Source organism: Bacillus sp. FSL R5-0585 (genome assembly GCF_038004545.1).
In the GTDB taxonomy this organism is placed as follows: domain Bacteria; phylum Bacillota; class Bacilli; order Bacillales; family Bacillaceae_G; genus Bacillus_A; species Bacillus_A cereus.
In genome coordinates, this window is record NZ_JBBORJ010000001.1 from 504,455 (window position 1) to 530,849 (window position 26,395).

The window sequence follows — 26,395 nt, forward strand, 5'->3', positions numbered from 1 at the left end:
AAAAATTCAAAAGTGGTAACATAAAAATCAGAAAGATGAGGGATGACGATGAGCCATTTGTTAACGATGAGTGAATTATCGGAAGTAGAAATTTCAGAAATCCTAAAAGATGCAGAAGATTTTGCGAATGGAAAAGGGAGCAAAACGACAGAGCAAACTTTTGTTGCGAACTTGTTCTTTGAGAATAGTACGAGAACGAGATTTAGCTTTGAAGTTGCTGAGAAGAGATTAGGACTTGATGTTTTAAACTTTTCAGCTGATGCATCTAGCGTACAAAAAGGAGAAACTCTATACGATACGATAAGAACACTAGAATCAATCGGAACAAAAGCAGTGGTCATCCGCCACGAGCAAGATCGCTACTTCGATGAACTAAAAGATCAGGTGAATATTCCAATCTTAAACGCTGGAGATGGATGCGGAAACCACCCAACGCAGTGCCTACTGGACCTTCTTACAATTAAACAAGAGTTTGGAAGATTTGAAGGTTTGAAGATTGCAATAGTAGGAGATGTTCGTCATAGCCGAGTAGCACGTTCTAATGCAGAAGCATTAACAAAGCTTGGTGCAACGATTTACTTTGCAAGTCCAGAAGAGTGGAAAGATGAAGACAACACATTTGGAACATACAAACCATTAGATGAACTTGTTCCAGAAGTTGATGTAATGATGTTACTCCGTGTACAACATGAGCGTCATGATCATTATGAAACAGACATTATGAAAGAATATCATGAGAAACACGGATTAACAGTAGAAAGAGAAAAGCGTATGAAAGAAGGAAGCATTATTATGCATCCAGCTCCTGTAAACCGTGATGTTGAAATTGCAAGTGAACTTGTTGAATGTGAGCGTTCACGCATATTTAAACAAATGGAAAATGGAGTTTACGTAAGAATGGCTGTACTAAAACGCGCCTTACCAAATGTATTAGGAGGAATGAAACATGAATTATTTGTTTAAAAATGGTCGTTATATGAATGAAGAAGGAAAAATCGTAGCAACGGATCTTCTCGTACAAGACGGTAAAATCGCTAAGGTAGCAGAAAATATTACGGCAGATAATGCTGAAGTAATCGATGTGAACGGAAAGTTAATCGCACCTGGATTAGTAGATGTACACGTACATCTTCGTGAACCAGGTGGTGAACATAAAGAAACAATTGAAACAGGTACACTAGCAGCGGCAAAAGGTGGATTCACTACAATTTGCGCAATGCCAAATACACGCCCGGTACCAGATTGCAGAGAACATATGGAAGACTTGCAAAAACGTATTGAAGAAAAAGCTCATGTTAACGTACTACCATACGGAGCAATTACAGTACGTCAAGCTGGTTCTGAAATGACAGATTTCGAAACATTAAAAGAACTTGGAGCATTTGCTTTCACAGATGACGGTGTAGGCGTACAAGATGCGAGTATGATGTTAGCGGCTATGAAACGTGCAGCAAAATTAGATATGGCAGTAGTTGCGCACTGTGAAGAGAATACGCTTATTAATAAAGGTTGTGTACATGAAGGGAAGTTTTCTGAGAAACACGGATTAAACGGTATCCCATCAGTATGTGAATCTGTACATATTGCAAGGGATATACTGCTTGCTGAAGCAGCAGATTGCCACTATCACGTATGTCATGTAAGTACGAAAGGTTCTGTACGTGTAATCCGTGATGCGAAACGCGCTGGAATTAAAGTAACAGCAGAAGTAACACCGCATCACCTAGTGTTATGTGAAGATGATATCCCATCAGCTGATCCTAACTTTAAAATGAACCCACCGCTTCGTGGAAAAGAAGACCATGCAGCATTAATTGAAGGTTTATTAGATGGAACGATCGATATGATCGCAACTGACCATGCACCGCATACAGCGGAAGAGAAAGCACAAGGAATTGAAAGAGCACCGTTTGGAATTACTGGTTTTGAAACAGCATTCCCGCTTCTATACACAAACCTTGTGAAAAAGGGAGTTATTACGCTAGAACAGTTAATTCAATTCTTAACAGAAAAGCCAGCTGATACATTCGGCTTAGAAGCAGGTCGCCTAAAAGAAGGTAGAGCAGCTGATATTACAATCATTGATTTAGAACAAGAAGAAGAGATTGACCCAACAACATTCTTATCAAAAGGAAAAAATACACCATTCGCAGGTTGGAAATGCCAAGGATGGCCGGTAATGACAATCGTTGGTGGTAAGATCGCATGGCAAAAGGAGAGTGCATTAGTATGAAAAGACAACTTATCTTAGAAGATGGAACAGTATTAATTGGAACAGGTTTCGGAGGCGAAATCGAAAAGTCAGGTGAGGTTGTATTTACAACAGGAATGACTGGATATCAAGAAACATTATCTGATCCATCATATTGCGGTCAAATCGTAACATTCACGTACCCATTAATCGGAAACTACGGCATTAACCGTGACGATTTTGAATCCATTCACCCATCTGTAAATGGTTTAATCGTAAACGAAATTTGTGATCACCCATCAAACTTCCGTAATGAAATTTCGTTAAATGATTATTTGAAAGAAAGAAATATCCCAGGATTAGCAGGGATTGATACGAGAAAATTAACGAGAAAAATTCGTCAATACGGTACATTACGTGGACGCCTTTGTAACATGGATGCAGATATAGAGTACATTGTAAGCCAATTAAAAGCGACAGTATTTACAGATCATGTAAAACGCGTATCAACGAAAGATCCATACCCAAGCCCAGGTCGTGGTCACCGAGTTGTACTAGTAGACTTCGGTATGAAACATGGTATTTTACGAGAATTAAATAAGCGTGACTGTGATGTAATTGTAGTTCCTTACAACACAACAGCGGAAGAAATTTTACGCCTTAGTCCAGATGGAATTATGTTAAGTAATGGACCTGGAGATCCGAAAGATGTACCAGAAGCAATTGAAATGTTAAAAGACATTATCGGTAAAGTTCCTTTATTCGGAATTTGCCTAGGACATCAATTGTTCGCTCTAGCATCAGGTGCAAATACAAGTAAGTTGAAATTTGGTCACCGTGGTTTAAACCATCCAGTAAAAAATCTTGCAACTGGAAAAGTAGCAATTACATCTCAAAACCACGGATACGCAGTAGAAGAAGAATCAGTTGAAAATACAGATCTTGAAATTACACATGTTGCTTTAAACGATGGAACGGTAGAAGGTCTTCGTCATAAGAAGTTCCCGGCATTTACAGTACAATACCATCCAGAAGCTTCAGCCGGACCAGAAGATGCAAATGATTTATTCGAAGATTTCTTAACAATGATTGAAAACTTCAAGAAAGAAGGGGAAGAGTTATGCCAAAACGCCTAGACATTAACACAATTTTAGTAATCGGATCAGGACCAATTGTAATTGGGCAAGCAGCGGAGTTTGACTACTCTGGTACACAAGCTTGTCAATCTCTTAAAGAGGAAGGTTACAAAGTAATCCTTGTTAACTCTAACCCAGCAACAATTATGACGGATACTGCAACAGCAGATAAAGTATACATCGAGCCATTAACATTAGAATTCGTAAGCCGTATTATTCGTAAAGAACGTCCTGATGCAATCCTACCAACATTAGGTGGTCAAACAGGTTTAAACATGGCTGTTGAACTTGCAAAATCAGGCGTACTTGACGAGTGCGGAGTTGAAATTTTAGGAACAAAATTATCAGCAATCGAGCAAGCGGAAGATCGTGATTTATTCCGTACATTAATGCAAGATTTAAATGAACCAACACCACCAAGTGAAATTATTCATAACCTTGATGAAGCATATGGATTTGTAAACGAAATTGGTTACCCAGTAATCGTTCGACCAGCGTTCACATTAGGAGGAACGGGCGGTGGAATTTGTCATAACGAAGAAGAGCTAATTGAAATCGTAACAAGTGGTTTAAAACATAGCCCAGTAACACAATGTTTATTAGAGAAAAGTATTGCTGGCTGTAAAGAAATTGAATACGAAGTAATGCGTGATTCAAATGATAACGCGATTGTAGTGTGTAACATGGAAAATATCGATCCAGTCGGTGTTCATACAGGTGATTCAATCGTTGTAGCACCGAGCCAAACGCTAAGCGACCGTGAATACCAAATGTTACGTAACACGTCATTACGAATTATTCGTGCACTAGGAATTGAAGGTGGATGTAACGTTCAGCTTGCACTAGATCCATATAGCTTCCAATACTATGTAATCGAAGTAAATCCACGTGTAAGTCGTTCATCTGCACTAGCATCTAAAGCAACTGGATATCCAATTGCGAAATTAGCAGCAAAAATTGCAGTCGGCTTAACGTTAGATGAAATCGTAAACCCAGTAACACAAAAAACTTACGCTTGCTTCGAGCCAGCGTTAGACTATGTTGTTTCAAAAATTCCACGTTGGCCGTTTGATAAGTTTGAATCAGCGAACAGAACGCTTGGAACACAAATGAAAGCAACTGGTGAAGTTATGTCAATCGGACGTAACTTAGAAGAATCATTACTAAAAGCAGTTCGTTCTTTAGAGCTTGGCATTTATCACTTAGAATTAGACCACTTAAAAGAACTTGATAAAGAAACGATGAAAAAACGTATCATTAAAGCGGATGATGAACGACTGTTTATTGTAGCAGAAGCAATTCGTCAAGGTGTAACGAAAGAAGAAATCAATGAATGGTGTGAAATGGACTTCTTCTTCTTACAAAAAGTTGAAAACATCGTAAATATGGAACGTGAAGTAAAAGCGAATGTAGGAAATATGGAAGTACTACAAACTGCAAAAGAAATGGGCTTCAGCGATCACTACATTGCAGCAGCTTGGAACAAAACGGAGCGCGAAATTTACGATATGCGTAAAGAAAATAATATGATGCCAGTATTCAAAATGGTAGATACTTGTGCGGCAGAGTTTGAATCTGCAACGCCATATTACTACAGCACATATGCGGACGAAAATGAATCGATTGTAACAGATCGTAAGAGTGTAGTAGTTCTAGGATCTGGTCCGATCCGTATTGGTCAAGGTGTTGAGTTTGATTACGCAACAGTTCACTCAGTATGGGCAATTAAAGAAGCTGGATATGAAGCAATTATCATTAACAACAACCCAGAAACAGTTTCAACAGACTTCAGTATTTCTGACAAATTATACTTTGAACCATTAACGATTGAAGATGTAATGCATATTATCGATTTAGAAAAACCAGAAGGTGTTATCGTTCAGTTCGGCGGACAAACGGCAATTAACTTAGCAGCGAAACTAGAAGAACACGGTGTGAAAATTTTAGGAACATCACTTGAAGACTTAGACCGTGCAGAAGATCGTGATAAATTCGAAGCTGCTTTAACAAAACTTGGCATCCCGCAACCAGTTGGTAAAACAGCAACGACTGTAGAACAAGCGGTAGCAATCGCAGAAGAAATTGGTTACCCAGTATTAGTAAGACCATCTTACGTACTAGGTGGACGTGCGATGGAAATCGTATATCGTCAAGAAGAACTACTGCACTACATGAAAAATGCAGTTAAGGTTCATGCAGATCACCCAGTATTAATCGACCGTTACATGGTTGGTAAAGAAATTGAAGTAGATGCAATTTCCGATGGTGAGAATGTATTCATTCCAGGTATTATGGAACATATTGAACGCGCTGGAGTTCACTCTGGTGACTCAATTGGAGTATATCCACCACAAAGTTTATCTGAAAAACTAAAAGAACAAATCATTGAACATACAATTGCACTTGGAAAAGGATTAAACATTGTTGGATTACTAAATATCCAGTTTGTAGTATTCAAAGATCAAGTGTACGTAATTGAAGTAAATCCACGTGCAAGCCGTACAGTACCGTTCTTAAGTAAAATTACAGGCGTACCGATGGCGAATGTTGCAACGAAAGTTATTTTAGGGCAAGACCTAGTAGAGCAAGGATACGGAACTGGCTATCACCCAGAAGAGAAAGAAGTATATGTAAAAGCTCCGGTATTCTCATTCGCGAAACTACGCTCAGTTGATACAACATTAGGACCTGAAATGAAATCAACAGGGGAAGTAATGGGTAAAGACTTAACGCTTGAAAAAGCATTATATAAAGGATTAGTTGCTTCTGGAATTAACATCCCAACGCACGGCTCAGTAATCATTACTGTAGCGGATAAAGATAAAGAAGAGGCGATGGAAATTGCAAAACGTTTCCACGAAATCGGCTATAACTTATTAGCAACAGCTGGAACAGCACAATCATTAGAAGAGCAAAATATCCCAGTACAAGTTGTAAACAAAATTGATTCTGAAGACTACAACTTACTAGATATTATCCGTCAAGGAAAAGCACAGTTTGTAATTAACACATTAACAAAAGGTAAACAACCAGCGCGTGATGGTTTCCGCATTCGCCGTGAATCAGTAGAAAATGGTGTGGCTTGCTTAACATCACTTGATACAACAAGAGCAATCTTACGAGTATTAGAATCTATGACATTCTCAGCTCATTCAATGAAAGAAATTACGCAAACAAAGCGTCACGAGGTGGTACATGCATGATGCAAAAGCAAAATATGATCGTCGTTAACCAAAAAGAAATCGCAAAAAATATTTACGAATTAGTGCTTCAAGGAACGTTAGTACAGCAAATGAACGAACCAGGGCAGTTTGTACACATTAAGGTAGCAGAGGGCATTGCGCCCCTTCTGCGCCGCCCAATTAGTATTTGTAATGTAGATCAAGAGAAGAACGAATTTACAATGCTATATCGTGCCGAAGGACAAGGGACAAAAACATTAGCAACTAGAAAACAAGGTGAAATGGTAGATGTACTAGGACCATTAGGACACGGTTTTCCTGTAGAAGAAGCAGAAGCTGGTCAAACAGCTTTACTAGTAGGTGGGGGAATTGGTGTACCACCACTTTATGAATTATCACAGCGCCTCGTTGCAAAAGGTGTACGTGTTATTCACATCTTAGGCTTTCAAACGAAAGATGTAGTTTTCTATGAAGAAAAATTTGCAGAACTTGGTGATACGTACGTTGCGACAGTAGACGGTACACACGGTACAAAAGGATTTGTCACAGATGTAATTGATAATTACGGAATTGACTTTGATATTCTTTATTCATGTGGTCCGCTAGCGATGCTTCGTGCATTAGAAGGACGTTACAAAGAGAAAAAAGCCTATATTTCATTAGAAGAACGTATGGGCTGTGGTATTGGAGCTTGTTTCGCATGTGTATGCCACTTACAAGAAGATCCAAGTGGACATTCTTACAAGAAGGTGTGTAGCGACGGACCAGTATTTCCAATCGGGGAGGTTGTACTATGAACAGATTGCAAGTTGAATTACCAGGATTATCATTAAAAAATCCAATTATACCGGCATCTGGATGCTTTGGGTTTGGTCGTGAATATGCACAGTTTTACGATTTAAGTGTACTAGGATCAATCATGATTAAAGCGACGACAGAACAACCACGTTATGGAAATCCAACGCCTCGTGTTGCTGAAACACCAGGGGGCATGCTAAATGCAATCGGACTTCAAAACCCGGGATTAGACAAAGTAATGAATTCGGAATTACCATGGTTAGAACAATTTGACCTTCCAATTATTGCAAACGTTGCAGGCTCACAAGCTGAGGATTACGTAGCGGTTGCGAAGGAAATTTCTAAAGCGCCTAATGTCCATGCACTAGAATTAAACATTTCTTGTCCGAACGTAAAAACAGGTGGTATCGCCTTTGGTACAAATCCTGAAATTGCTGCTGATTTAACGAAGCGAGTAAAAGAGGTTTCTGAAGTACCTGTATACGTGAAATTGTCACCGAACGTGGCAAACATAGTAGAAATTGCAAAAGCGATTGAAAATGCAGGTGCAGATGGTTTAACGATGATTAATACATTGCTTGGTATGCGTCTAGATTTAAAAACAGCTAAACCAATTTTAGCAAACCGTACAGGCGGATTATCAGGTCCTGCGATTAAGCCAGTAGCAATTCGCATGGTACATGAAGTAAGCCAAGCGGTTAACATTCCAATTATCGGAATGGGTGGTATTGAAACAGCTGAAGATGTAATTGAATTCTTCTATGCTGGCGCAAGCGCAGTTGCAGTAGGTACAGCGAACTTTATCGATCCGTTCGTATGTCCGACAATTATTGAAGAGTTACCAGCATTATTAGATGAATTAGGATTTGATCACATTTCGGAATGTCAAGGAAGGAGCTGGAAGCAAACATGTCACAGTCGTTAATCGTTGCACTAGATTTTCCAGGGAAACAAGAAGTAGAACAATTCTTACACCACTTTGAAGGGGAAGAGTTATTTGTCAAAGTAGGTATGGAGTTATTTTACAAAGAAGGCCCTGCGATTATTACGTACTTAAAAGAAAAGGGACATAAGATCTTCTTAGATTTAAAACTTCATGATATTCCGAATACAGTAAAAAGCGCTATGCGTAGCCTAGCTAGTCTAGATGTTGATATGGTAAATGTTCATGCTGCTGGGGGAAGCAGCATGATGAAAGCTGCGATTGAGGGATTAGAGGAAGGTAAGCAAGAAGGAAAAGAGAGACCGATTTGTATTGCAGTTACACAACTAACAAGCACTTCGGAAGCTATGATGAAAAAAGAGATCGGCATTGAGAAAACGTTAGAAGAAGCGGTTGCTCATTATGCAAAATTAACGAAAGAAAGTGGACTTGATGGCGTTGTTTGTTCAACACTTGAAGTTCCAAAATTACGTGAAGTATGCGGAAATGAATTTGTAACAGTAACACCGGGGATTCGTCTTGCAAGCGATGATGTAAATGACCAAGTGCGCGTAGCAACACCGAAACGTGCGAGGGAACTTGGCTCAAGCTACATCGTAGTTGGACGTAGTATTACAAAAACAGAAAATCCGCTTGAAGCGTATAAAACAGTAAAACAACAGTGGGAAGGTGTAACAGTATGAAAAAAGAAATCGCATCGCATTTATTAGAAATTGGAGCAGTATTTTTACAACCGAATGATCCATTCACTTGGTCTTCAGGTATGAAATCACCAATTTATTGTGATAACCGTTTAACTTTATCTTATCCAAAAGTACGTCAAGCGATTGCAGCTGGATTAGAAGAGTTAATTAAAGAGCACTTCCCAACTGTAGAAATTATTGCAGGAACAGCAACTGCTGGTATTGCGCACGCTGCATGGGTAAGCGATCGTATGGATTTACCAATGTGCTACGTACGTAGTAAAGCAAAAGGTCACGGTAAAGGGAACCAAATCGAAGGAAAAGCTGAAAAAGGTCAAAAAGTCGTAGTAGTAGAAGACTTAATTTCAACTGGCGGTAGTGCAATTACATGTGTAGAAGCACTTCGCGAAGCTGGATGTGAAGTATTAGGAATCGTATCAATCTTCACATATGAGTTAGAAGCAGGAAAAGAAAAACTAGAAGCAGCTAACGTAGCATCATATTCTTTAAGTGATTACAGTGCATTAACTGAAGTTGCAGCAGAAAAAGGTATGATTGGACAAGCTGAAACGAAAAAATTACAAGAGTGGCGTAAAAATCCAGCTAACGAAGCTTGGATCACAGCGTAACACGAAAAAAGACGACCGCGGGGGAACGCGGTCGTTTTTTTATATCATTGTTATAATTTCATGTAACGAACAGATAGTAGGAATATCGTACTTGAGTTGTGAGTTATCCCGATTCAACCATATCCCTTGCATCCCAGCTGCTGTACTACTAATCGCATCAGTCTCTAATCGATCGCCAATATAATAGCAATCTTTCATTTCAAGGTTCGATTGTAATACGGTTCTGTGAAAAATTTCAGGATCTGGTTTCGATATACCAAGTTCACTAGAAGTAAATATATATTTGAAAAAAATCTATAATACCATTTCTTTCAGCAGCCTCATAATCAAGTAAAGTTCCATCAATATCAAAGAAAATCATATTGCTGTCTCCTTGCTAACAACTATTTAGCGTTTTCAGCAACCTCATATCCTTTCACAAACAATAGCGTCATATAAGAAACGATAAACGAGAAGATGCTGTACATGCCAACCCAAAAGAAAAATTTTGGAGTAAAGGCGATAACACCTATTATTAAAAAACTAGCAAACGTTACAATCGGCATTACGTAATACGTTTTCGTTTTGCGTGTTCCAATAACAGATACGATAAAGATAAATAATGGACAAATTAATAAGACGAAAATCAATTCATTCATAGTTATGTCCCCTTTTCTAATTGCAGTAATCTGTTTCTCGTAAACGTTTTGAAAAAATTACTCTCCTAATATAATTTCGCTAAGGGATAACGAATCCCTGTTGAAAACCAGTAATTCATGATGAATTTTACAAGAAAAAACGTAAGCAAGAGAACACTTGCTTACGTTATAAAATAAACATCGCAAAGATAGTGGTGACAATTAAACCGATAACAACCGGTAAAAAGTTTCGGCGTGCCAGTTCAAATGGATCTACCTTGCAAATTGCAGCAGCAGGAATAAGTGCCCAAGGAATTAACGTCCCGCCCCCGGTCCATATAGCTGCAATTTGCCCGAGTGCTGTTAATGTAGCTGTTCCATGGCCAAGTGCTGTTCCAAAAAGATTGGCAATGGAACCAGCAAGTGATATACCTGAAAAACCTGATCCATCTAAGCCGGTAATGACACCAACGATGGTTAATGTCCCTGCCGATACATATTGATTTAAAGGAACAGTTTGAGATAAAGCGATGCCTAAGTCGTTAATGATTCCATGTGAACCTTTCGGTAAATAGTCCCCGATAATTTTCACAAAGCCACTATCTCCTAAATAAAAGAGTGCAGCGATAGGAATAACTGGTCCGAAAATTTTAAAGCCAAATTGGAGCCCTTCTATGAAATAATCGGTCGTTTTATTCAGTCCATTACCTTTGTAGGCGATGAGAGAAATGATGATAATCATAATAACAGTTGTTCCGCCGATAAGTGCAGTTGCGTCGCTTCCTTGTAGTTGAAATTGAATCATGCAAAGGATATCAATGATATATACGATAGGGATACAAATAGCGAGCCATTTCTTTGTGCGAGGAGATAATGAAGTGAGCGTTTTAGAAGACTCAGTTGATAGAATAGATTCTTGTATAGCTAAGCCTGTATGAAACTCTTTTCGTAAGAAGAAAAAAGCGACGGAAGTTGTCACAACGCCCATAACGATAACGAGTGGAACACTTGCAGATACGACGCTGGAAACAGGGAGACCAGCAGCGTCTGCGGTTAATTTTGGTGCGCCTTGTATAACGAAGTCGCCGGATAAAGCAATCCCATGACCGAATAAGTTCATAGCAATTGCTACTCCAATTGGGGGGAGACCTACGCGTACAGCAACCGGTAATAAAATAGCTCCCATTAATGCGACAGCGGGAGAAGGCCAAAAGAAGAAAGAAATTGTCATCATTAAAAGGCCAATAATCCAGTAGGCGAGGGTAGGGGTACGAATCATCTTTGTAAATGGTGAAATCATTGTATCATTTATACCGGTATGAACGAGTAAATTGCTCATGGATACAATAATAGAAATGATTAATATAGTTGGTAATAGCTCAGTAATGGCGTAAATAAAACTTTGAAAAATGCCGCTAACGGCAAGAGGGATAGAACTTGTAGCAGTTAATGCTAATAAAAAGATAAAAACGATACAAATAATTGTAGTATCTTTCCGGAGAATAAAAAAGGTAATAATAGTGAGTAAACAAATAACATAGAGAGCGTGTAATAGCGTTAATTCAACTCCCATAACATTCACATCCTTAGGCAATCGTGTAGTTTATTGTATGAAAGTAGGGAAAGTATGTGAGTATAAGAAACAGAAAAAAAGGTAAAATTTCATGTACTGCAATGGTAAGGATAAAAAATGGATGTTACAATACAATTAATCCTAAAAATGGAATTTGAGGAGGGCTTATGCACAAAAAAATTGGATTTTTGGGATTTATCATATCTTGTAGTCTATTAATCATTTTAAAGCTATTTACAAACAATGAATGGATAAGTATTATACCTGTTTTCGGGTTTGTATTTATACTTTTATATAACTGGGATGGTATGAAACAATACAGTAAAAAGTATCGGAATTATGATAGGTATCATCGTTGTTTGCTCATTGTTCGCAGGGGTTATTTTAATAGAGGGTCAGAAACAAATGGAGAAAATGTCTATTTTTCAAGAATGGATGTCTTCTGCAAACGTTCTTTATCTTGTAATTATAGTTGTTATTTTTCTAAGAATTGTTATAAGTATAGCAAGTTACATATTAAAGGAGAAGTAGAATGGGGGAGTACGAATGAGAGAAAAAATAGGATATTATGGTGTGCTAGTTTGTTTACTATTATCAATTATTTCAGGACAATTTCTTAACAGTGAATGGGTACCAGTTATATTATGTATAGGAGTATTGATTTTTGCTCCTATGTATCGCTGGAATGAATGGAAAGCATATAGTCGAAAAAAGAAAATGGTTTTCAGCATCGAATTTGTCATTATAATCAGTACAATTCCGTTTTTGTTATGGAAAGGAAATGAGATAATAGATGGAATTGTAATGTTTCAAGGGTGGTTGTTTATTGCGAAAATGCTATATTTAATATGCATATTAATGTTGGTAGTGGTAGTCACTAAAATAGTAAACGAAAAGCTATTCGTTAATGAATAAAAGAAAATGCCACCTTATTCGGTGGCATTTTCTCATTTTACTGCATGAGCTTTTTGCATCTTTTTAAGTAAACGAATTTGTCCACGATGATTGATTTCATCTTCAAAAACGTGAAACCACTTAAAATAGTTATTTGCTGGTTTGTCATACCAAAAGTCTGTCGTTTTAAATAACCATTCATCAGGTAACGATTGAAAAGTCTCGATTGTTTTGGAACGTACTTCTTGTAATGTATTTATGTAAAATTCTATAGCGTTTCCTTTTATTTTCTCACGCCCAAGATCGCCTAATTCAATGCCAGGTAACCAGCGTTCTAATTCAGCCTCCGTTGGTTCACGGTCTTCAAAAGTATGAATCTGGTAGTAAAATTCAATAGCAGCCATATGATACAATAACATGCCAATTGAATTTGCTTCCTTATCATATAAATAATCAAGTTCTTCAATTGTTAAACTTTCCACTGCTTGCATTGTTGTATAGCGAGCGTAATTCATCATGGAAACAAGCTTTGAAAATTCTACATGTAAACCCTCCAATTTATCAATTACAAAATTCAATTAAAATTCCCCCTCTTTAAATGAATACTCCAGAGAAGGAATTCTATGTGCAAAAAAAGTTTTGTTTAAACCTTCATAATATTAACAAGGGATTATAATTAGTTCTCTATTTGATTTTGTAATAACGTCATAACCATCTTTGGTGATGACAATATCATCTTCGATTCTACAACCGCCCCAGTTCGGTATGTAAATGCCCGGCTCAACTGTAACAACCATACCTTCTTGTAAAGTTGCCTTGCTTTCTTGGGATAAGCGAAGTGGTTCATGTATTTCTAACCCAAGACCGTGCCCGGTAGAGTGGCCAAAGTATTGACCGTATCCATGTTCTGTAATGTAATTCCTCGTTATATCATCGATACTTTTCGCAGTTTCTCCAGGCTTAATTGCTTCAGTCCCACGCTTTAACGCTTCTCGTACAACATTGTATATTTTTTGGAATTCTTCCGATGGTTCCCCGATTGCTACGGTACGTGTTATATCGGAACAATATCCGTCGTAAAGTGCACCGAAGTCTAATGTAACGATATCGCCTCGTTCGATTATTTTATTTGATGCAACTCCATGGGGAAGTGAAGAACGAACGCCTGAGGCTACAATGATTTGGAATGAAGAAGATGTGGCCCCTTTTTTTCGCATGAAAAATTCTAACTCATCTCGAACGTCAGTCTCGCTTATTCCAGGCTTTAGAAATGTAACAATATGGTGAAATGCTTCGTCAGCGATCGTAGCTGCGATTTTCATTGTTTCTATTTCAGATGTGTCTTTAATAAGTCGAATATCTTCAATAATCTCACACACTGGAACCATTTCTATATGTATATATTTTTGTAGTTTCTTAAATTGTTGCAAAGTCATATTATTGTCTTCTATACCAAGTTTTTGAATTTTTAATTTTGATACTTGATTTGCAACTTCTTCTTCTAAATTTCCTTTATGCATAATAATTTCTGCTGCTTTTATTTCCGTTTTTGCTTGATCTACGTAACGGAAATCAGTAATGAAAATAGCTTTATGCGCAGCGATTAAGACAACGCCTGCGCTACCTGTAAAGTTTGTTGCGTATTGACGGTTTTCTTTTTTTGTAATAAGTAACCCGTCGATTCCGTAATTATGTAGTTGTTTTTGGATGTTAGTTATTCTTACATTCATTTTAATTCCTCCTTTTTACATTAATAAAGCAAGAATTGTGCCAGTATATTTATTTAGAATAAAAGAGAAGAGGGTAGCTGTGTGTCAAAAAAACTAGACGAATGTAAAATAAATATATATAAAATTTTTACAGTAAGTTTTTATGTGACTGAACAATAATATAAACTCGCAAACGAAAATCTTTTTAATTTAAATATTATATTTTTTGTATAAATGGATTAATTTAATTGGTATAATAAGGGATTGTTACGTTTTTTATAGGTAAAGAGATGTAACGAAAAAAACTGGGTTAAGGAATGTGAGTGTATGAAGAAATTAAGTAAAGTAATGTCATTTTGTTTGGCCGCTAGTATGCTTGTTATAACGGGGTGTGAAACAAGTGAACACAAAGTTCAAGTAAATGAAACGATTGAACAGCTTGATGAAGCGCCAGAAGTGACAGAAAAAGAAGCGAAAAAGATTGTAAGAAAGAGTGTAGATGGAATAGCAAATGCGTTTAGTGAGATGGAAAAAGAAAATGGATGGAGCCGAAATAATCCTGGGGATTTAGAGACAGCTAAAAAAGGAGTTAAAGGATTGGTTTCAGAAAAGTTTGTAGAGAATCAGCTTCCTGAATTGCTTGCTAACTTTAATAGATCGAGAGAGACTGATATGTTACCATTCCCAAATTATTTTCAAACTGAAATAAGATTTTCTTCTTCACAAGATAAAGAAAATTTAACGGTACATACATTAAGTTTAGAAGATGAAATAGGTCATGCGGCCCAAGAATGGGAATTTCATTTGGTGTATAAAGAAGGGGAATGGTTAATGGATAAATGGTCATTCGTTTTTCCTGAAGATTTAAAACTTACAAAAGAAGAAGCAAATAGAATTTTAAAAATGCCAGACGATAAGAATGTGTCATTTGTAAGTGAAGAAAATAGTGGCGATAAGAAATACATATTCAAAGATAGTAACGGATTAATTACTGTAAATGCGAAAACATCTCTTATTTCATACAATGTAGATAAAAATAGGTATGAAAAGGTAACGAAAGAAAGAAATATTCAAGAAACAGAACAAGTACAGAGAAAGGATTCGAGTGCGTATACAGGCTCAAAAGAAGAGAAACAATCGCAAAAAGAATCTTCTTCAAAGATAGATAGAGCAAATGTTTTAAGTGAATTAGCTGCTATAGATAAACAAGAAAAACATACGAATGCTATGTCAACCAATGATATAGTAAATGAAATAGAAGGAAATTATGAACTGTGGGATAATAAACTAAATGAAATTTACAGTACATTAAAAAGTACGATGTCACCTGATGCGTTTCAGTCGTTAAAAACGAAACAAATTGCGTGGGTTAAAGAAAAAGAAAGTAAAGTTAAAGCAATTGGTACTGATACAAATAACGGAACGATGAGGCGTATAGAAGCTTCAGAAGAGAAATATAAGATGACAAAAGCAAGATGTTATGAATTAGTAAATGGGTATATGAACTAGTGTGAACGAATATAAAAAATGCGTTGCTTATAAGCAACGCATTTTTGTATTTACGCTTTTAATTTCATTACAATATCAGCATCTGGTGTTACATATACGGTTTGCTGATTGTCGTACGTAACAAAACCAAGTTTTGCACCACTCGGTTTTTTGACATGGCGTATTTTGGTGAAATCAACAGGTACAGAGCTAGACTCTTTCGCTTTACTGTAATAGGCAGCAATTTTGGCAGCTTCTAGTAAAGTTTCTTCAGCAGGCTCTAAAGAACGAATGACAACGTGAGAGCCAGGTATGTCTTTCGTATGTAACCAAATTTCATCACGGCGGGCAAACTTCGTTGTTAAATAATCATTTTGTTTATTGTTTTTACCAACGAAAATCTCTGTGCCATCACTTGCTACATATTTATCTAATACTGGTTTAGTAGGCTTTTTCTTTGCGTTTTTCGTTTTGCGATTGCGCACATAACCTTCTTCAGCTAATTCCTCACGAATTTCTTCAATATCTTTTGAAGAAGCAGCTTCCATTTGTTGAAGTAAGCTATCAAAATAAAGAATTTCTTCATTTGTTTTTTCGATTTGTTCTTCTACAACAGCAACCGAATTTTTTGCTTTTTGATACTTTTGGAAATAGCGTTGTGCATTTTCAGATGGTGTTTTTAAAGGATCTAATGTGATTTTTACAGTTCCACCATCCCCATCGTAATAATTAACGACCTCAATATCTTTATCGCCCTTTTTTAAAGCGTACATATTGGCTGTAAGTAGCTCTCCAAATAGTTGATATTTATCTGCTTTTCCAGCATCTTGCAGTGTTTTTTCGAGTTTAATGAGTTTTTTCTCGTTTTTATTTTTTTCGTTTTGCATAAAGCGTTCTAAATCATGAGCTTGTTGTTTTACACGATCACGTTCTGCTTTGCCAAAGAAGAAACGATCTAACAATTCGCTCACTGATGAGAATGTTTTTTCTTCTCCTTGCAAGTGTGTAAGAGGGAAAAGATAAAAGAATTCTTTTCCATTTGCAGTAATCATTGTAGGTGTATATGCATGAGATAGTAATGGTGTTTGTATAGAGAAAAATGCTTCTGATAATGCTTTCTCGTTTACCATACCGGCTTTCTTTACTACTTCTTTTGCAAATAATGGGGATATTCCCATGAAAGCACCAACGAGTTGTTTATCCATATTTCCAGATAGAAAGTCTAGCGGTCTAATAAAATCATCTGCGGTTTCAATTTGCAGAGGATTGATTTTATGTTGGGCTGGTGGCGCGACGTACTCAGCACCAGCATATACAGTTCGGTGACGGTTTACGGCTAATGAAACGTGTTTTAAGCTATCTAAAATCACGTTTGTTTTCGTATCTAATAAGATAATGTTACTATGTCGTCCCATTATTTCAATTACTAATGTTTTTAATGATTCGTCTCCGATTTCATTACGACTGCGAACTGTAATTTGAATAATGCGTTCTAAGTCGATTTGTTCAATTTTTTCAATAAATCCACCTTCTAAATGTTTGCGAAGAAGCATACAGAACATCGGCGGTATTGCTGGCGAATCGTAGTTTTGATTCGTTAAGTGCATACGCGCATATGTAGGATGAGATGAAAGAATTAGTTTTTGGTTCTTTCCATTCGCTCGAATATGTAATAAAATCTCGTATTTTGAAGGTTGATATATTTTGGAAATTCTTCCTGTGTAAAGAGAATTTTCAATTTCATGTGTAATCGCTCTTGTAAATAATCCATCGAATGCCATAAATGAACACTCCTTTCTAACTAAATGTTAATTATAGCATTTTTTTGGACGAGGCTGAATAAGCTTTCAATAGAGTATGTCTGGAATCAGGAGGTCGATAGCAGGATGAACTGGTATGGAATGCGAGCACATGAAGTGGAAGAAAGAACGAATACGAATGTAAAGGTTGGACTTACAGAGAAAGAAGCAGAAGGGCGAGTAAAGAAATTTGGTACTAATGAATTAGAAGAAGCAAAAAGGCCTTCTGCACTAATGGTATTTTTAGCACAGTTTAAAGATTTCATGGTACTCGTTTTGTTTGGAGCAACAATTGTTTCTGCGTTTTTAGGTGAATACATTGATTCTATTGCTATTGTTGCCATTGTTATTATCAATGGTATTCTCGGCTTTTTTCAAGAAAGAAAAGCTGAAAAATCATTGGAAGCTTTAAAGGAACTAGCTGCCCCGCAAGTTACTGTAATGCGGAATGGAAAGTGGGTAAAAGCACCATCTAAAGCACTTGTTTTAGGTGATATTATTAAGTTTTCCAGTGGTGATCGTATTGGGGCTGATGTGCGTCTTGTTGAGGCATCAAGTTTATATATTGAAGAGTCTGCTTTGACAGGGGAGTCCGTACCTGTACAAAAGAAGGTAGAAGCACTGCAAGGGCAAGATGTTGCAATTGGGGATCAAAAAAATATGGCTTTTATGGGGACAATGATTACGCGAGGATCTGGTACAGGAGTCGTTGTAGCAACTGGTATGAATACAGCGATGGGGCAAATTGCAAATATGTTGCAAAATGCAGAGCAAATGGAAACGCCACTGCAAAGAAGGTTAGAACAGCTCGGAAAAATATTAATTATTGTAGCTCTTATTTTGACAGCACTCGTTGTATTGGCTGGTGTGTATCAAGGGAATGAAGTATATCATATGTTTTTAGCTGGCGTATCGCTAGCTGTTGCGGCTATTCCAGAAGGATTGCCAGCAATTGTTACAGTAGCTTTATCACTTGGTGTACAGCGTATGATAAAAAAGAGAGCAATTGTAAGGAAGTTACCGGCCGTAGAAACGTTAGGCTGCGCTTCTGTTATATGCTCTGATAAAACGGGAACAATGACACAAAACAAAATGATGGTAACACATATGTGGTCAGGCGGAGAATTGTGGAAAGTGACAGGGCAAGGATATGAACCTAATGGCTCTTTTATGAAAGGTGAAAAAGAAGTGAATCCAGCTAAGACAAAATCACTTTATCAGCTACTTACATTTGGTTCACTATGTAACAATGCAAATATTATTCAAAAGAAAAAGGCGTACGTATTAGATGGGGATCCAACAGAGGGAGCGCTTGTAGCTGCAGCAATGAAAGCTGGGATAACACGTGAGGCATTGAAAGGAAAATTTGAAATTATTCGTGAATTTCCATTTGATTCAACTCGAAAAATGATGAGTGTTATTGTACGAGATCGAGAGGGGAAAAAGTTTATTGTTACGAAAGGAGCACCGGATGTTCTTTTGCAAATGAGTCAAACAATCTTATGGGGGGATAAGCAGCAGCCGTTAAGTGAGCTATATAGAAAAGAAGTACAGGCGGCTATTCATAGCTTAGGTAGTCAAGCGCTTCGAACAATTGCAGTTGCGTTTAAACCTTTAAAAGTCACGGATTCTATTGAACATGAAAGAGACGTTGAAAAAGATTTTATGTTGGTTGGGATACAAGGTATGATTGACCCGCCAAGGCCAGAAGTCGCGCAGGCGGTAAAAGAGTGTAAAGAAGCTGGTATTCGAACAGTAATGATTACAGGTGATCATAAAGTGACAGCAATGGCGATTGCTGAACAATTAGGAGTTTTACCACCAGATGGACGCGTTGTTGAAGGAGTAGAACTCGCGAATATGGATGTGGAGGAATTAGAAAATGTTGTAGAAGATACGTATGTATTCGCTCGTGTATCACCTGAGCATAAATTGAAAATTGTTAAAGCATTGCAAAATCAAGGACATATAGTAGCGATGACAGGTGATGGAGTGAACGATGCTCCAGCTATAAAAACAGCGGATATTGGGATAGCGATGGGGATTACAGGGACAGATGTTGCAAAAGAAGCCTCTTCACTTGTTTTACTAGATGATAATTTTGCTACAATTAAGTCAGCGATTAAAGAAGGAAGGAATATATACGAGAACATACGTAAGTTCATTCGCTACTTATTGGCGTCAAATGTTGGAGAAATTTTAGTTATGTTATTTGCGATGTTACTTGCATTACCACTGCCGATGGTTCCTATTCAAATTTTATGGGTGAACTTAGTTACTGATGGTTTACCAGCGATGGCATTAGGTTTGGATAAGGCTGAAGGAGATGTGATGAAGAGAACACCGCGTCACCCGAAAGAAGGGGTATTCGCTAGAGGGCTTGCGTGGAAAATAATAAGTAGAGGGTTTTTAATTGGAGCAGTGACGTTAGTGGCGTTTATTATTGCGTATAACCAACATCCAAATGAACTGAAATATGCACAAACTGTAGCGTTCGCGACGTTGGTACTTGCACAGCTTATTCATGTATTTGATTGTCGTAGTGAGCATTCTGTCTTTCACCGTAATCCATTTGGGAACGTGTATTTAGTAGGGGCGGTTATTATTTCGTTACTACTTATGCTAGTGGTTATATATTATCCACCGTTACAACCGATCTTTAGCACAATGCCGATACAAGCAAGAGATTGGTTATTAATTGGAGGTTTGTCATCAATTCCGACTTTCTTACTAGTAGGTTCTTTATTAACAGGGAAAAAGGCTAAGAAGAAAAAGCCGATGTTATATAAGAAGGGATTAAACTTGAAATAGTCAATGTTATGAAAATGTGATATAATTTACAGAAGGTAGTAGAGCCTTGTCTCTATTACCTTTTTCATTGAGTTATTTTATGGCTTGGATGTGATAAAAATGATTTCTAGTATGACAGGGTTTGGAAGATCGAAAGTAGAAAGTGATACTTTTCAAATTACAGTAGAAATGAAATCGGTGAACCACCGTTTTTTAGAGATGAGTATTCGACTTCCTAAGCAAATGATGGTATTTGAGGACAAAATTCGTAAAATAATTGCACAGCAAGTTCGACGTGGACGCATCGAAGTGTCTATTAGTATAGCAGGTGAAGGACTTGTTGAAAGAAAATTAAGTGTGAATTGGTCACTTCTTGAGCAGTACCAATCGATGATGGAAGATATAAAAGGGAAATTTCAATTACAAGATTCTATTACACTTCAGCAATTAATGGCAATGCCAGAAGTAACAGCAATTGAAGAAATAGAAAATGTAAATGACCATTTTGAGAACAGTTTATATGAGGCTGTTCGCCAAGCTGCTCATATGTTGAAAACGATGAGAGATGGCGAAGGAGAACGATTACATAAAGATATAGCGTATCGTTTACAAGAGATTAGCAATTGTGTAAATGCAATTATTCCACATGCACCGATTGTTACACAAAAATATCGTGAACGATTAGAAAATCGCTTAAAAGAATTACATAATCAAGATCTAGATGAACAAAGATTGCTAACAGAAGTCGCAATCTTTGCAGAGCGTTGTGATATTCATGAAGAGTTAGTTCGTTTGCAAAGTCATTTAGAGCAATTTCATGAAACATTGCAGATTGAAGAGCCTGTTGGAAGGAAAATGGATTTCATCGTGCAAGAGATGCATAGAGAAATTAATACGATTGGTTCTAAGGCAAATGACTTAACAATTTCAAAATATGTTGTAGAAATGAAAAATAACCTTGAAAAAATTCGTGAACAAGTACAAAATATTGAGTAGCTTTCAAAAAATATATAAAGTTATACGTGGTGGAGAAATCGGATAGACTTACTAGGAGGCGCAAACTATGGCCATGCGGTTTTTAAATATTGGATACGGAAATATTGTATCTGCTCATCGAATTATTGCTATTGTAAGTCCGGAGTCAGCTCCTATTAAACGAACAGTACAAGAAGCACGCGAACATAATGCTTTGCTTGATGCTACGTATGGGAGAAAAACAAGGGCGGTTATTGTTATGGATGATGGGCATGTTGTATTAAGTCCAATTCAACCAGAGACGATTGCACATCGTTTGAATAATAAAGAAGATTTAAGTGAGGAAGGGTAGGTTTTACATATTTATGAGAAGTAGAAGAGGATTGCTCATCGTTCTTTCAGGGCCTTCTGGGGTTGGAAAAGGGACGGTTCGTAAAGAGCTGTTTAGCCATGAGGATACACGTTTTCAATACTCTATTTCAGTAACGACACGTAAGCCGCGTGAAGGTGAAGTAGATGGTGTGGATTATTTCTTTAAAGAAAGAGAAGAATTCGAGGAAATGATTCGTAATGAAAAATTACTTGAGTGGGCTGAGTTCGTAGGTAATTATTACGGAACACCGATTGACTATGTTGAAAAAACATTACAAGAAGGAAAAGATGTATTCTTAGAAATTGAAGTGCAAGGAGCAATTCAAGTTAAGAAAGCTTTCCCAGAAGGTGTATTTATTTTCTTAGCACCTCCAAGTTTATCTGAACTAAAGAGCCGTATTGTCGGACGTGGTACAGAGACTGAAGATGTTATTGAAAATCGTTTAACTGTAGCGAAAGAAGAAATCGAGATGATGGACGCTTACGACTATGTAGTAGAAAACGATCAAGTTGAATTAGCTTGTGATAGAATTAAAGCAATTGTGGTTGGCGAACATTGCCGCCGCGAAAGGGTAGCAAAATATTATAAAGAAATGACGGAGGGTCTATAATTATGTTAAATCCATCAATTGACTCATTACTACAAAAAATCGATTCTAAGTACACTTTAGTAACAGTGGCTGCAAAACGCGCACGTGAAATGCAACTTGCTAATAACTGTGTTGTAGAAAAACCTGTTTCTCATAAATGTGTAGGTAAAGCATTAGAAGAAATCGATGCAGAAGCATTAAGCTACGTACCAAGTGAAGATAAAGTAGCTGAATAAGCCTTTGCCTTCGACAAAATAAAACATAGACTTTATAATTTTCTATGTAACGGTAACAACCTATTTACAAGTAGGTTGTTATTTTTTTACGAAAGGAATGAAATATCGGTACTGACGAGCTGAGAATTCTATTTCAGTATTATAAGTTTGAAAAAGAAAGAGGACGAGTCATATGCTAAAAGGGAAAAAGATACTTTTATGTGTAACAGGAGGCATTGCGGTTTTTAAAGCAGCTGCGTTAACGAGTAAATTGACACAATCTGGCGCGATTGTCAAAGTAATGATGAGTGAGTCGGCAATGAAGTTTGTTACGCCTCTTACATTCCAAGCGCTTTCTCGCCATGGTGTATATACGGATACATTCGATGAGAAAGACTCAGCTGTTATTGCTCATATTGATTTAGCAGATTGGGCGGATGTTGTACTTGTCGCACCTGCTACTGCCAATTGTATTGGAAAGTTAGCTGGTGGTATTGCAGATGATATGATTACAACTACTTTGTTAGCTACTACAGCTCCGGTATGGATTGCGCCTGCTATGAATGTGCATATGTATGAAAATAAAATAGTTCAAAAAAATATGATGACATTGAAAACGCTAGGATATACATTTATTGAGCCTGGGGAAGGCTTTTTAGCATGTGGATATGTAGCGAAGGGACGACTAGAAGAACCTGAAGCAATTATTGCACGGTTAGAGGAAGCTTTCTCAGAACACAAACCATTGCAGGGAAAAAGAATATTAATAACTGCTGGCCCAACACGTGAAAAGGTTGATCCAGTTCGTTTTATGACGAATTTTTCTTCTGGGAAAATGGGGTATGCGATTGCGGAAGTGGCAGCGAATTTAGGCGCTGATGTTATACTCGTTTCAGGACCGACAGCATTAAATCCACCGTTACATGTAACGACAGTGCAAGTGGAATCTGCACAAGATATGTTAGAAGCAGTTCTTCAACATTATCAAAACGTAGACGTTGTCATTAAAACAGCAGCAGTTGCAGATTATCGTCCGAAATATGTGCATGAGAATAAAATGAAAAAGCAAAATGGTGATGCTGTCATTGAACTTGAAAGAACGGTGGATATTTTAAAAACGTTAGGTCAGAAAAAGGATAAACAGTTACTTATCGGTTTTGCTGCTGAAACGACAAATGTAGAGGAATATGCAACAAAAAAACTACGTGAGAAAAATGCAGATATGATTGTCGCCAATGATGTAAAAGCGCAAGGAGCTGGATTTGGCACGGATACGAATATTGTAACAATGTATAGAAAAGATGGAAAAGTTATTGAGTTGCCACTTTTAATGAAAAAAGAGGTAGCTCGTGAAATATTGAAGCAAATTGAAATGATGTTAGAAGATGATCGTTTATGAAATTTGCAAGTGTAATTGTTGATGTACCTGCCCGTCAGACGGATCGACCATTTGATTACATTATCCCTAAAAAATGGGAAGATATTGTACAGACAGGAATGCGTGTAGTAGTTCCGTTTGGCCCAAGAAAATTGCAAGGTTTTATTATTGGGATTAAAGATTCGGTGGATGTAGAAAGTAAGAAGTTAAAGACAATCCATGAAATATTAGATGTAACACCGGTTTTAAATGATGAATTATTAAAACTTGGATATTGGCTTACAAGTGAAACGTTATGCTACATGATTTCAGCTTTTCAAGTGATGCTTCCAACTGCGATAAAAGCAACGTATAAAAAACGTCTACAACTTTGTAAACAGGAAGAAATAGCACCTGAAATACTATATTTATTTCAGGATAAAGAAGCAATTGATTTTGAAGTAATCGAGCAACAGCCACATTTATACCGAACTATTCAACAAGAAATTAAAAATGGTACGGTTGAAGTCGTTTATCAAGTGAAAGATAAAGTACAAAAGAAGAAGCAAAGAGTGGTTCAGCCGGAGTTGCCAGAAGATAAATTGGAATTAGCGGCATTTGAACTGAAAAGTAAAAAACAACAAGATGTACTTTATTATTTTGTGGAAAATTATAAAAGTGCACCGTTGAAAGTAATTACAGAAGAGTTACAAATAACAGATGCTCCAATAAAAGCACTTGTTAAAAAGGGATTCATTTCAGAAAAGTATGTGGAAGTATACCGAAATCCGTATGACGATGATGATTTTGAACAAACGAAACCATTTCCACTTACGGAGGAACAAAAACAAGTTATTACACCGATTTTATCATCAATTACAAATGAAACTTATAATCCATTTTTGCTATATGGTGTTACGGGAAGTGGAAAGACAGAAGTATATTTACAATCTATAGCAGCAGTGCTCAAGAAAGGAAAAGAAGCTATCGTTCTTGTTCCTGAAATTGCACTAACGCCCCAAATGGTGGATCGTTTTAAAGGTAGGTTTGGCTCGCAAGTTGCAGTTCTTCATAGTGCGTTGTCTGTTGGAGAAAAGTATGACGAGTGGCGTAAGATTTTAAGAAAAGAAGTGAAAGTTGTAGTTGGTGCGCGTTCAGCTGTTTTTGCGCCTTTTGAGAATTTAGGGATTATTATTATTGATGAAGAGCATGAATCAAGTTACAAACAAGAAGATAATCCGAGGTATCATGCAAGAGATGTAGCTGTCTGGAGAGGACAATATCATAAATGTCCTATCGTTCTTGGTAGTGCGACACCAACACTTGAATCGTTTGCAAGGGCGAAAAAAGGTGTTTATGAACTATTAACAATGGAAAAACGTATGAATGAACAAGCTTTACCAACGGTAGAGATTGTTGACATGCGAGAAGAACTTCGTGACGGGAATCGATCAATGTTTTCTAAGGCGCTGCATGAAAAAATAGCAGATCGATTAGAAAAGAAAGAACAAATGGTACTCTTTTTAAATAGAAGAGGTCATTCTACATTTGTTATGTGCCGTGATTGTGGGTATGTTGTCCAATGTCCGCATTGTGATATTTCATTGACATATCATAAAATGAATCATCGTTTAAAATGTCATTATTGTAGTTACGAAGAGAATATGCCAACTGAGTGTCCAGCTTGTCAAAGTACATACATTCGTTTCTTTGGTACAGGTACACAAAAGGTAGAAGAAGAAATTACAAAACTATTTCCAGAGGCGCGAGTCATTCGAATGGATGTAGATACGACAAGTCGAAAAGGAATGCATGAAAAATTATTAAAGGCGTTTGGGGAAGAAAAAGCAGATATATTACTTGGAACACAAATGATTGCTAAAGGATTAGATTTTCCGAAAGTAACGCTCGTTGGGGTTTTAACTGCAGATACGATGCTTCACTTACCTGATTTTCGGGCGAGTGAAAAGACATATCAGTTATTGACGCAAGTAAGTGGACGAGCGGGTAGACATGAATTGCCAGGGGAAGTTGTGATTCAAACGTATACGCCAGAACATTACAGTATAGAGTTAGCGAAGAACCAACAATATGATGTGTTTTTTGACCAAGAAATGCAAATGAGAAGAACAAGACAATATCCCCCATATTACTATGTTGTACTCGTAACTGTATCTCATCCAGAATTATTAAAAGCGGTACAAGTGACGGAAAAAATTTCCTCGTATTTACGAACGCATTGCTCACAGCAAACAATGGTGCTAGGACCAGTTGCTTCAGCGATTCCAAGGATAAAAGATAGATATCGTTATCAATGCATGATAAAATACAAACGGGAACCAAACTTAAAGAACGTGCTCAAAATGGTAAATGAACATTATCAAGCAGAAATGCAAAAAGAGCTACAAATCTCAATTGATTTTAATCCAACAATGTTAATGTAGCGGAGGGAAA

At 37.1% G+C, this 26,395-nt stretch carries 22 protein-coding genes and 2 pseudogenes; 18 read left to right on the forward strand and 6 right to left on the reverse strand.

Annotated elements, in window-relative coordinates; genetic code table 11:
* Window positions 1-48: 48 nt before the first annotated feature.
* From pyrB to pyrE, 8 genes are read left to right on the forward strand one after another with little or no spacing between them, the layout of a single operon-like run.
* Window positions 49-963, forward strand: coding sequence for an aspartate carbamoyltransferase (gene pyrB, locus MKY38_RS02860; protein ID WP_065222955.1), 915 nt, complete (start codon window positions 49-51; stop codon window positions 961-963).
* Window positions 947-2,233, forward strand: coding sequence for a dihydroorotase (gene pyrC / locus MKY38_RS02865; protein ID WP_001108367.1), 1,287 nt, complete (start codon window positions 947-949; stop codon window positions 2,231-2,233). The genes pyrB and pyrC overlap by 17 nt, the downstream gene beginning before the upstream one ends.
* Window positions 2,230-3,327 (forward strand): carbamoyl phosphate synthase small subunit, encoded by a 1,098-nt coding sequence (locus MKY38_RS02870; RefSeq protein WP_065222957.1) that lies wholly within the window; start codon window positions 2,230-2,232, stop codon window positions 3,325-3,327. The genes pyrC and MKY38_RS02870 overlap by 4 nt, the downstream gene beginning before the upstream one ends.
* The gene (gene carB / locus MKY38_RS02875) at window positions 3,312-6,530 is read left to right on the forward strand and encodes a carbamoyl-phosphate synthase large subunit (protein ID WP_001126101.1); all 3,219 of its coding nucleotides are present in this window, start codon (window positions 3,312-3,314) and stop codon (window positions 6,528-6,530) included. Before MKY38_RS02870 ends, carB begins: the two co-directional genes overlap by 16 nt.
* Window positions 6,527-7,306, forward strand: a complete 780-nt coding sequence (pyrK, locus tag MKY38_RS02880; RefSeq protein ID WP_000983359.1) for a dihydroorotate oxidase B electron transfer subunit — start codon at window positions 6,527-6,529, stop codon at window positions 7,304-7,306. The genes carB and pyrK overlap by 4 nt, the downstream gene beginning before the upstream one ends.
* The gene (gene pyrD / locus MKY38_RS02885) at window positions 7,303-8,232 is read left to right on the forward strand and encodes a dihydroorotate oxidase B catalytic subunit (RefSeq protein ID WP_001081049.1); all 930 of its coding nucleotides are present in this window, start codon (window positions 7,303-7,305) and stop codon (window positions 8,230-8,232) included. Before pyrK ends, pyrD begins: the two co-directional genes overlap by 4 nt.
* A complete protein-coding gene (gene pyrF, locus MKY38_RS02890; RefSeq protein WP_070180470.1) occupies window positions 8,217-8,933 on the forward strand; it encodes an orotidine-5'-phosphate decarboxylase in 717 nt (238 codons plus the stop codon). Before pyrD ends, pyrF begins: the two co-directional genes overlap by 16 nt.
* Window positions 8,930-9,562 carry an orotate phosphoribosyltransferase gene (gene pyrE, locus MKY38_RS02895; protein WP_000711440.1) on the forward strand — a complete coding sequence of 211 codons (633 nt, stop codon included), beginning with the start codon at window positions 8,930-8,932 and terminating at the stop codon, window positions 9,560-9,562. Before pyrF ends, pyrE begins: the two co-directional genes overlap by 4 nt.
* 39 nt (window positions 9,563-9,601) lie before the next feature.
* On the opposite strand, the pseudogene MKY38_RS02900 reads toward pyrE, so the two are convergent.
* From MKY38_RS02900 to MKY38_RS02910, 3 genes and pseudogenes are all read right to left on the reverse strand, one after another.
* Window positions 9,602-9,853: pseudogene (locus MKY38_RS02900) on the reverse strand (HAD family hydrolase); the annotation flags it as partial.
* A 92-nt stretch (window positions 9,854-9,945) separates the two neighbouring features.
* Window positions 9,946-10,200 (reverse strand): YbeF family protein, encoded by a 255-nt coding sequence (locus tag MKY38_RS02905; RefSeq protein ID WP_001003915.1) that lies wholly within the window; start codon window positions 10,198-10,200, stop codon window positions 9,946-9,948.
* 166 nt (window positions 10,201-10,366) lie between these two features.
* A complete protein-coding gene (locus MKY38_RS02910; RefSeq protein WP_017672855.1) occupies window positions 10,367-11,752 on the reverse strand; it encodes a hypothetical protein in 1,386 nt (461 codons plus the stop codon).
* A gap of 167 nt (window positions 11,753-11,919) precedes the next feature.
* Here MKY38_RS02910 and MKY38_RS02915 point away from each other — a divergent pair.
* Both MKY38_RS02915 and MKY38_RS02920 read left to right on the forward strand, forming a co-directional pair.
* Window positions 11,920-12,283 (forward strand): annotated as a pseudogene (locus MKY38_RS02915) (YoqO family protein).
* A 15-nt stretch (window positions 12,284-12,298) separates the two neighbouring features.
* Window positions 12,299-12,667: a YoqO family protein gene (locus MKY38_RS02920; protein ID WP_001208250.1), complete on the forward strand. Its 369-nt coding sequence runs from the start codon at window positions 12,299-12,301 to the stop codon at window positions 12,665-12,667.
* 32 nt (window positions 12,668-12,699) lie between these two features.
* Here MKY38_RS02920 and MKY38_RS02925 read toward each other — a convergent pair whose 3' ends face one another.
* Together MKY38_RS02925 and MKY38_RS02930 are read right to left on the reverse strand one after the other, a co-directional pair.
* Window positions 12,700-13,224 (reverse strand): DinB family protein, encoded by a 525-nt coding sequence (locus MKY38_RS02925; RefSeq protein ID WP_341048031.1) that lies wholly within the window; start codon window positions 13,222-13,224, stop codon window positions 12,700-12,702.
* Window positions 13,225-13,305: 81 nt separating this feature from the next.
* Window positions 13,306-14,376: a M24 family metallopeptidase gene (locus MKY38_RS02930; RefSeq protein WP_065222959.1), complete on the reverse strand. Its 1,071-nt coding sequence runs from the start codon at window positions 14,374-14,376 to the stop codon at window positions 13,306-13,308.
* 306 nt (window positions 14,377-14,682) lie between these two features.
* On the opposite strand from MKY38_RS02930, the gene MKY38_RS02935 reads away from it, so the two are divergent.
* On the forward strand, window positions 14,683-15,864 hold the full coding sequence (locus tag MKY38_RS02935; RefSeq protein ID WP_065222960.1) for a lysozyme inhibitor LprI family protein: 1,182 nt from the start codon (window positions 14,683-14,685) through the stop codon (window positions 15,862-15,864).
* 50 nt (window positions 15,865-15,914) lie between these two features.
* Here the strand turns inward: MKY38_RS02935 and MKY38_RS02940 are convergent, their stop codons facing one another.
* Window positions 15,915-17,624 (reverse strand): Rqc2 family fibronectin-binding protein, encoded by a 1,710-nt coding sequence (locus MKY38_RS02940; protein ID WP_341048036.1) that lies wholly within the window; start codon window positions 17,622-17,624, stop codon window positions 15,915-15,917.
* Between the two features lie 105 nt (window positions 17,625-17,729).
* Here MKY38_RS02940 and MKY38_RS02945 point away from each other — a divergent pair, with 105 nt between their 5' ends.
* The 7 genes from MKY38_RS02945 to priA all read left to right on the forward strand — a co-directional run bounded on the left by MKY38_RS02945 (window position 17,730) and on the right by priA (window position 26,385).
* Window positions 17,730-20,453, forward strand: a complete 2,724-nt coding sequence (locus MKY38_RS02945) for a calcium-translocating P-type ATPase, SERCA-type (protein ID WP_001104778.1) — start codon at window positions 17,730-17,732, stop codon at window positions 20,451-20,453.
* A gap of 99 nt (window positions 20,454-20,552) precedes the next feature.
* On the forward strand, window positions 20,553-21,428 hold the full coding sequence (locus MKY38_RS02950; RefSeq protein ID WP_065222961.1) for a YicC/YloC family endoribonuclease: 876 nt from the start codon (window positions 20,553-20,555) through the stop codon (window positions 21,426-21,428).
* Window positions 21,429-21,495: 67 nt separating this feature from the next.
* Window positions 21,496-21,759: an extracellular matrix/biofilm regulator RemA gene (gene remA / locus MKY38_RS02955; RefSeq protein WP_001251456.1), complete on the forward strand. Its 264-nt coding sequence runs from the start codon at window positions 21,496-21,498 to the stop codon at window positions 21,757-21,759.
* 13 nt (window positions 21,760-21,772) lie between these two features.
* On the forward strand, window positions 21,773-22,390 hold the full coding sequence (gene gmk, locus MKY38_RS02960) for a guanylate kinase (protein WP_001257741.1): 618 nt from the start codon (window positions 21,773-21,775) through the stop codon (window positions 22,388-22,390).
* Window positions 22,391-22,392: 2 nt separating this feature from the next.
* Window positions 22,393-22,605, forward strand: coding sequence for a DNA-directed RNA polymerase subunit omega (gene rpoZ, locus MKY38_RS02965; RefSeq protein ID WP_000933960.1), 213 nt, complete (start codon window positions 22,393-22,395; stop codon window positions 22,603-22,605).
* Between the two features lie 172 nt (window positions 22,606-22,777).
* Window positions 22,778-23,983, forward strand: a complete 1,206-nt coding sequence (coaBC, locus tag MKY38_RS02970) for a bifunctional phosphopantothenoylcysteine decarboxylase/phosphopantothenate--cysteine ligase CoaBC (RefSeq protein ID WP_341048039.1) — start codon at window positions 22,778-22,780, stop codon at window positions 23,981-23,983.
* On the forward strand, window positions 23,980-26,385 hold the full coding sequence (gene priA, locus MKY38_RS02975; protein ID WP_078439057.1) for a primosomal protein N': 2,406 nt from the start codon (window positions 23,980-23,982) through the stop codon (window positions 26,383-26,385). Before coaBC ends, priA begins: the two co-directional genes overlap by 4 nt.
* The last annotated feature ends 10 nt before the right edge of the window (window positions 26,386-26,395 follow it).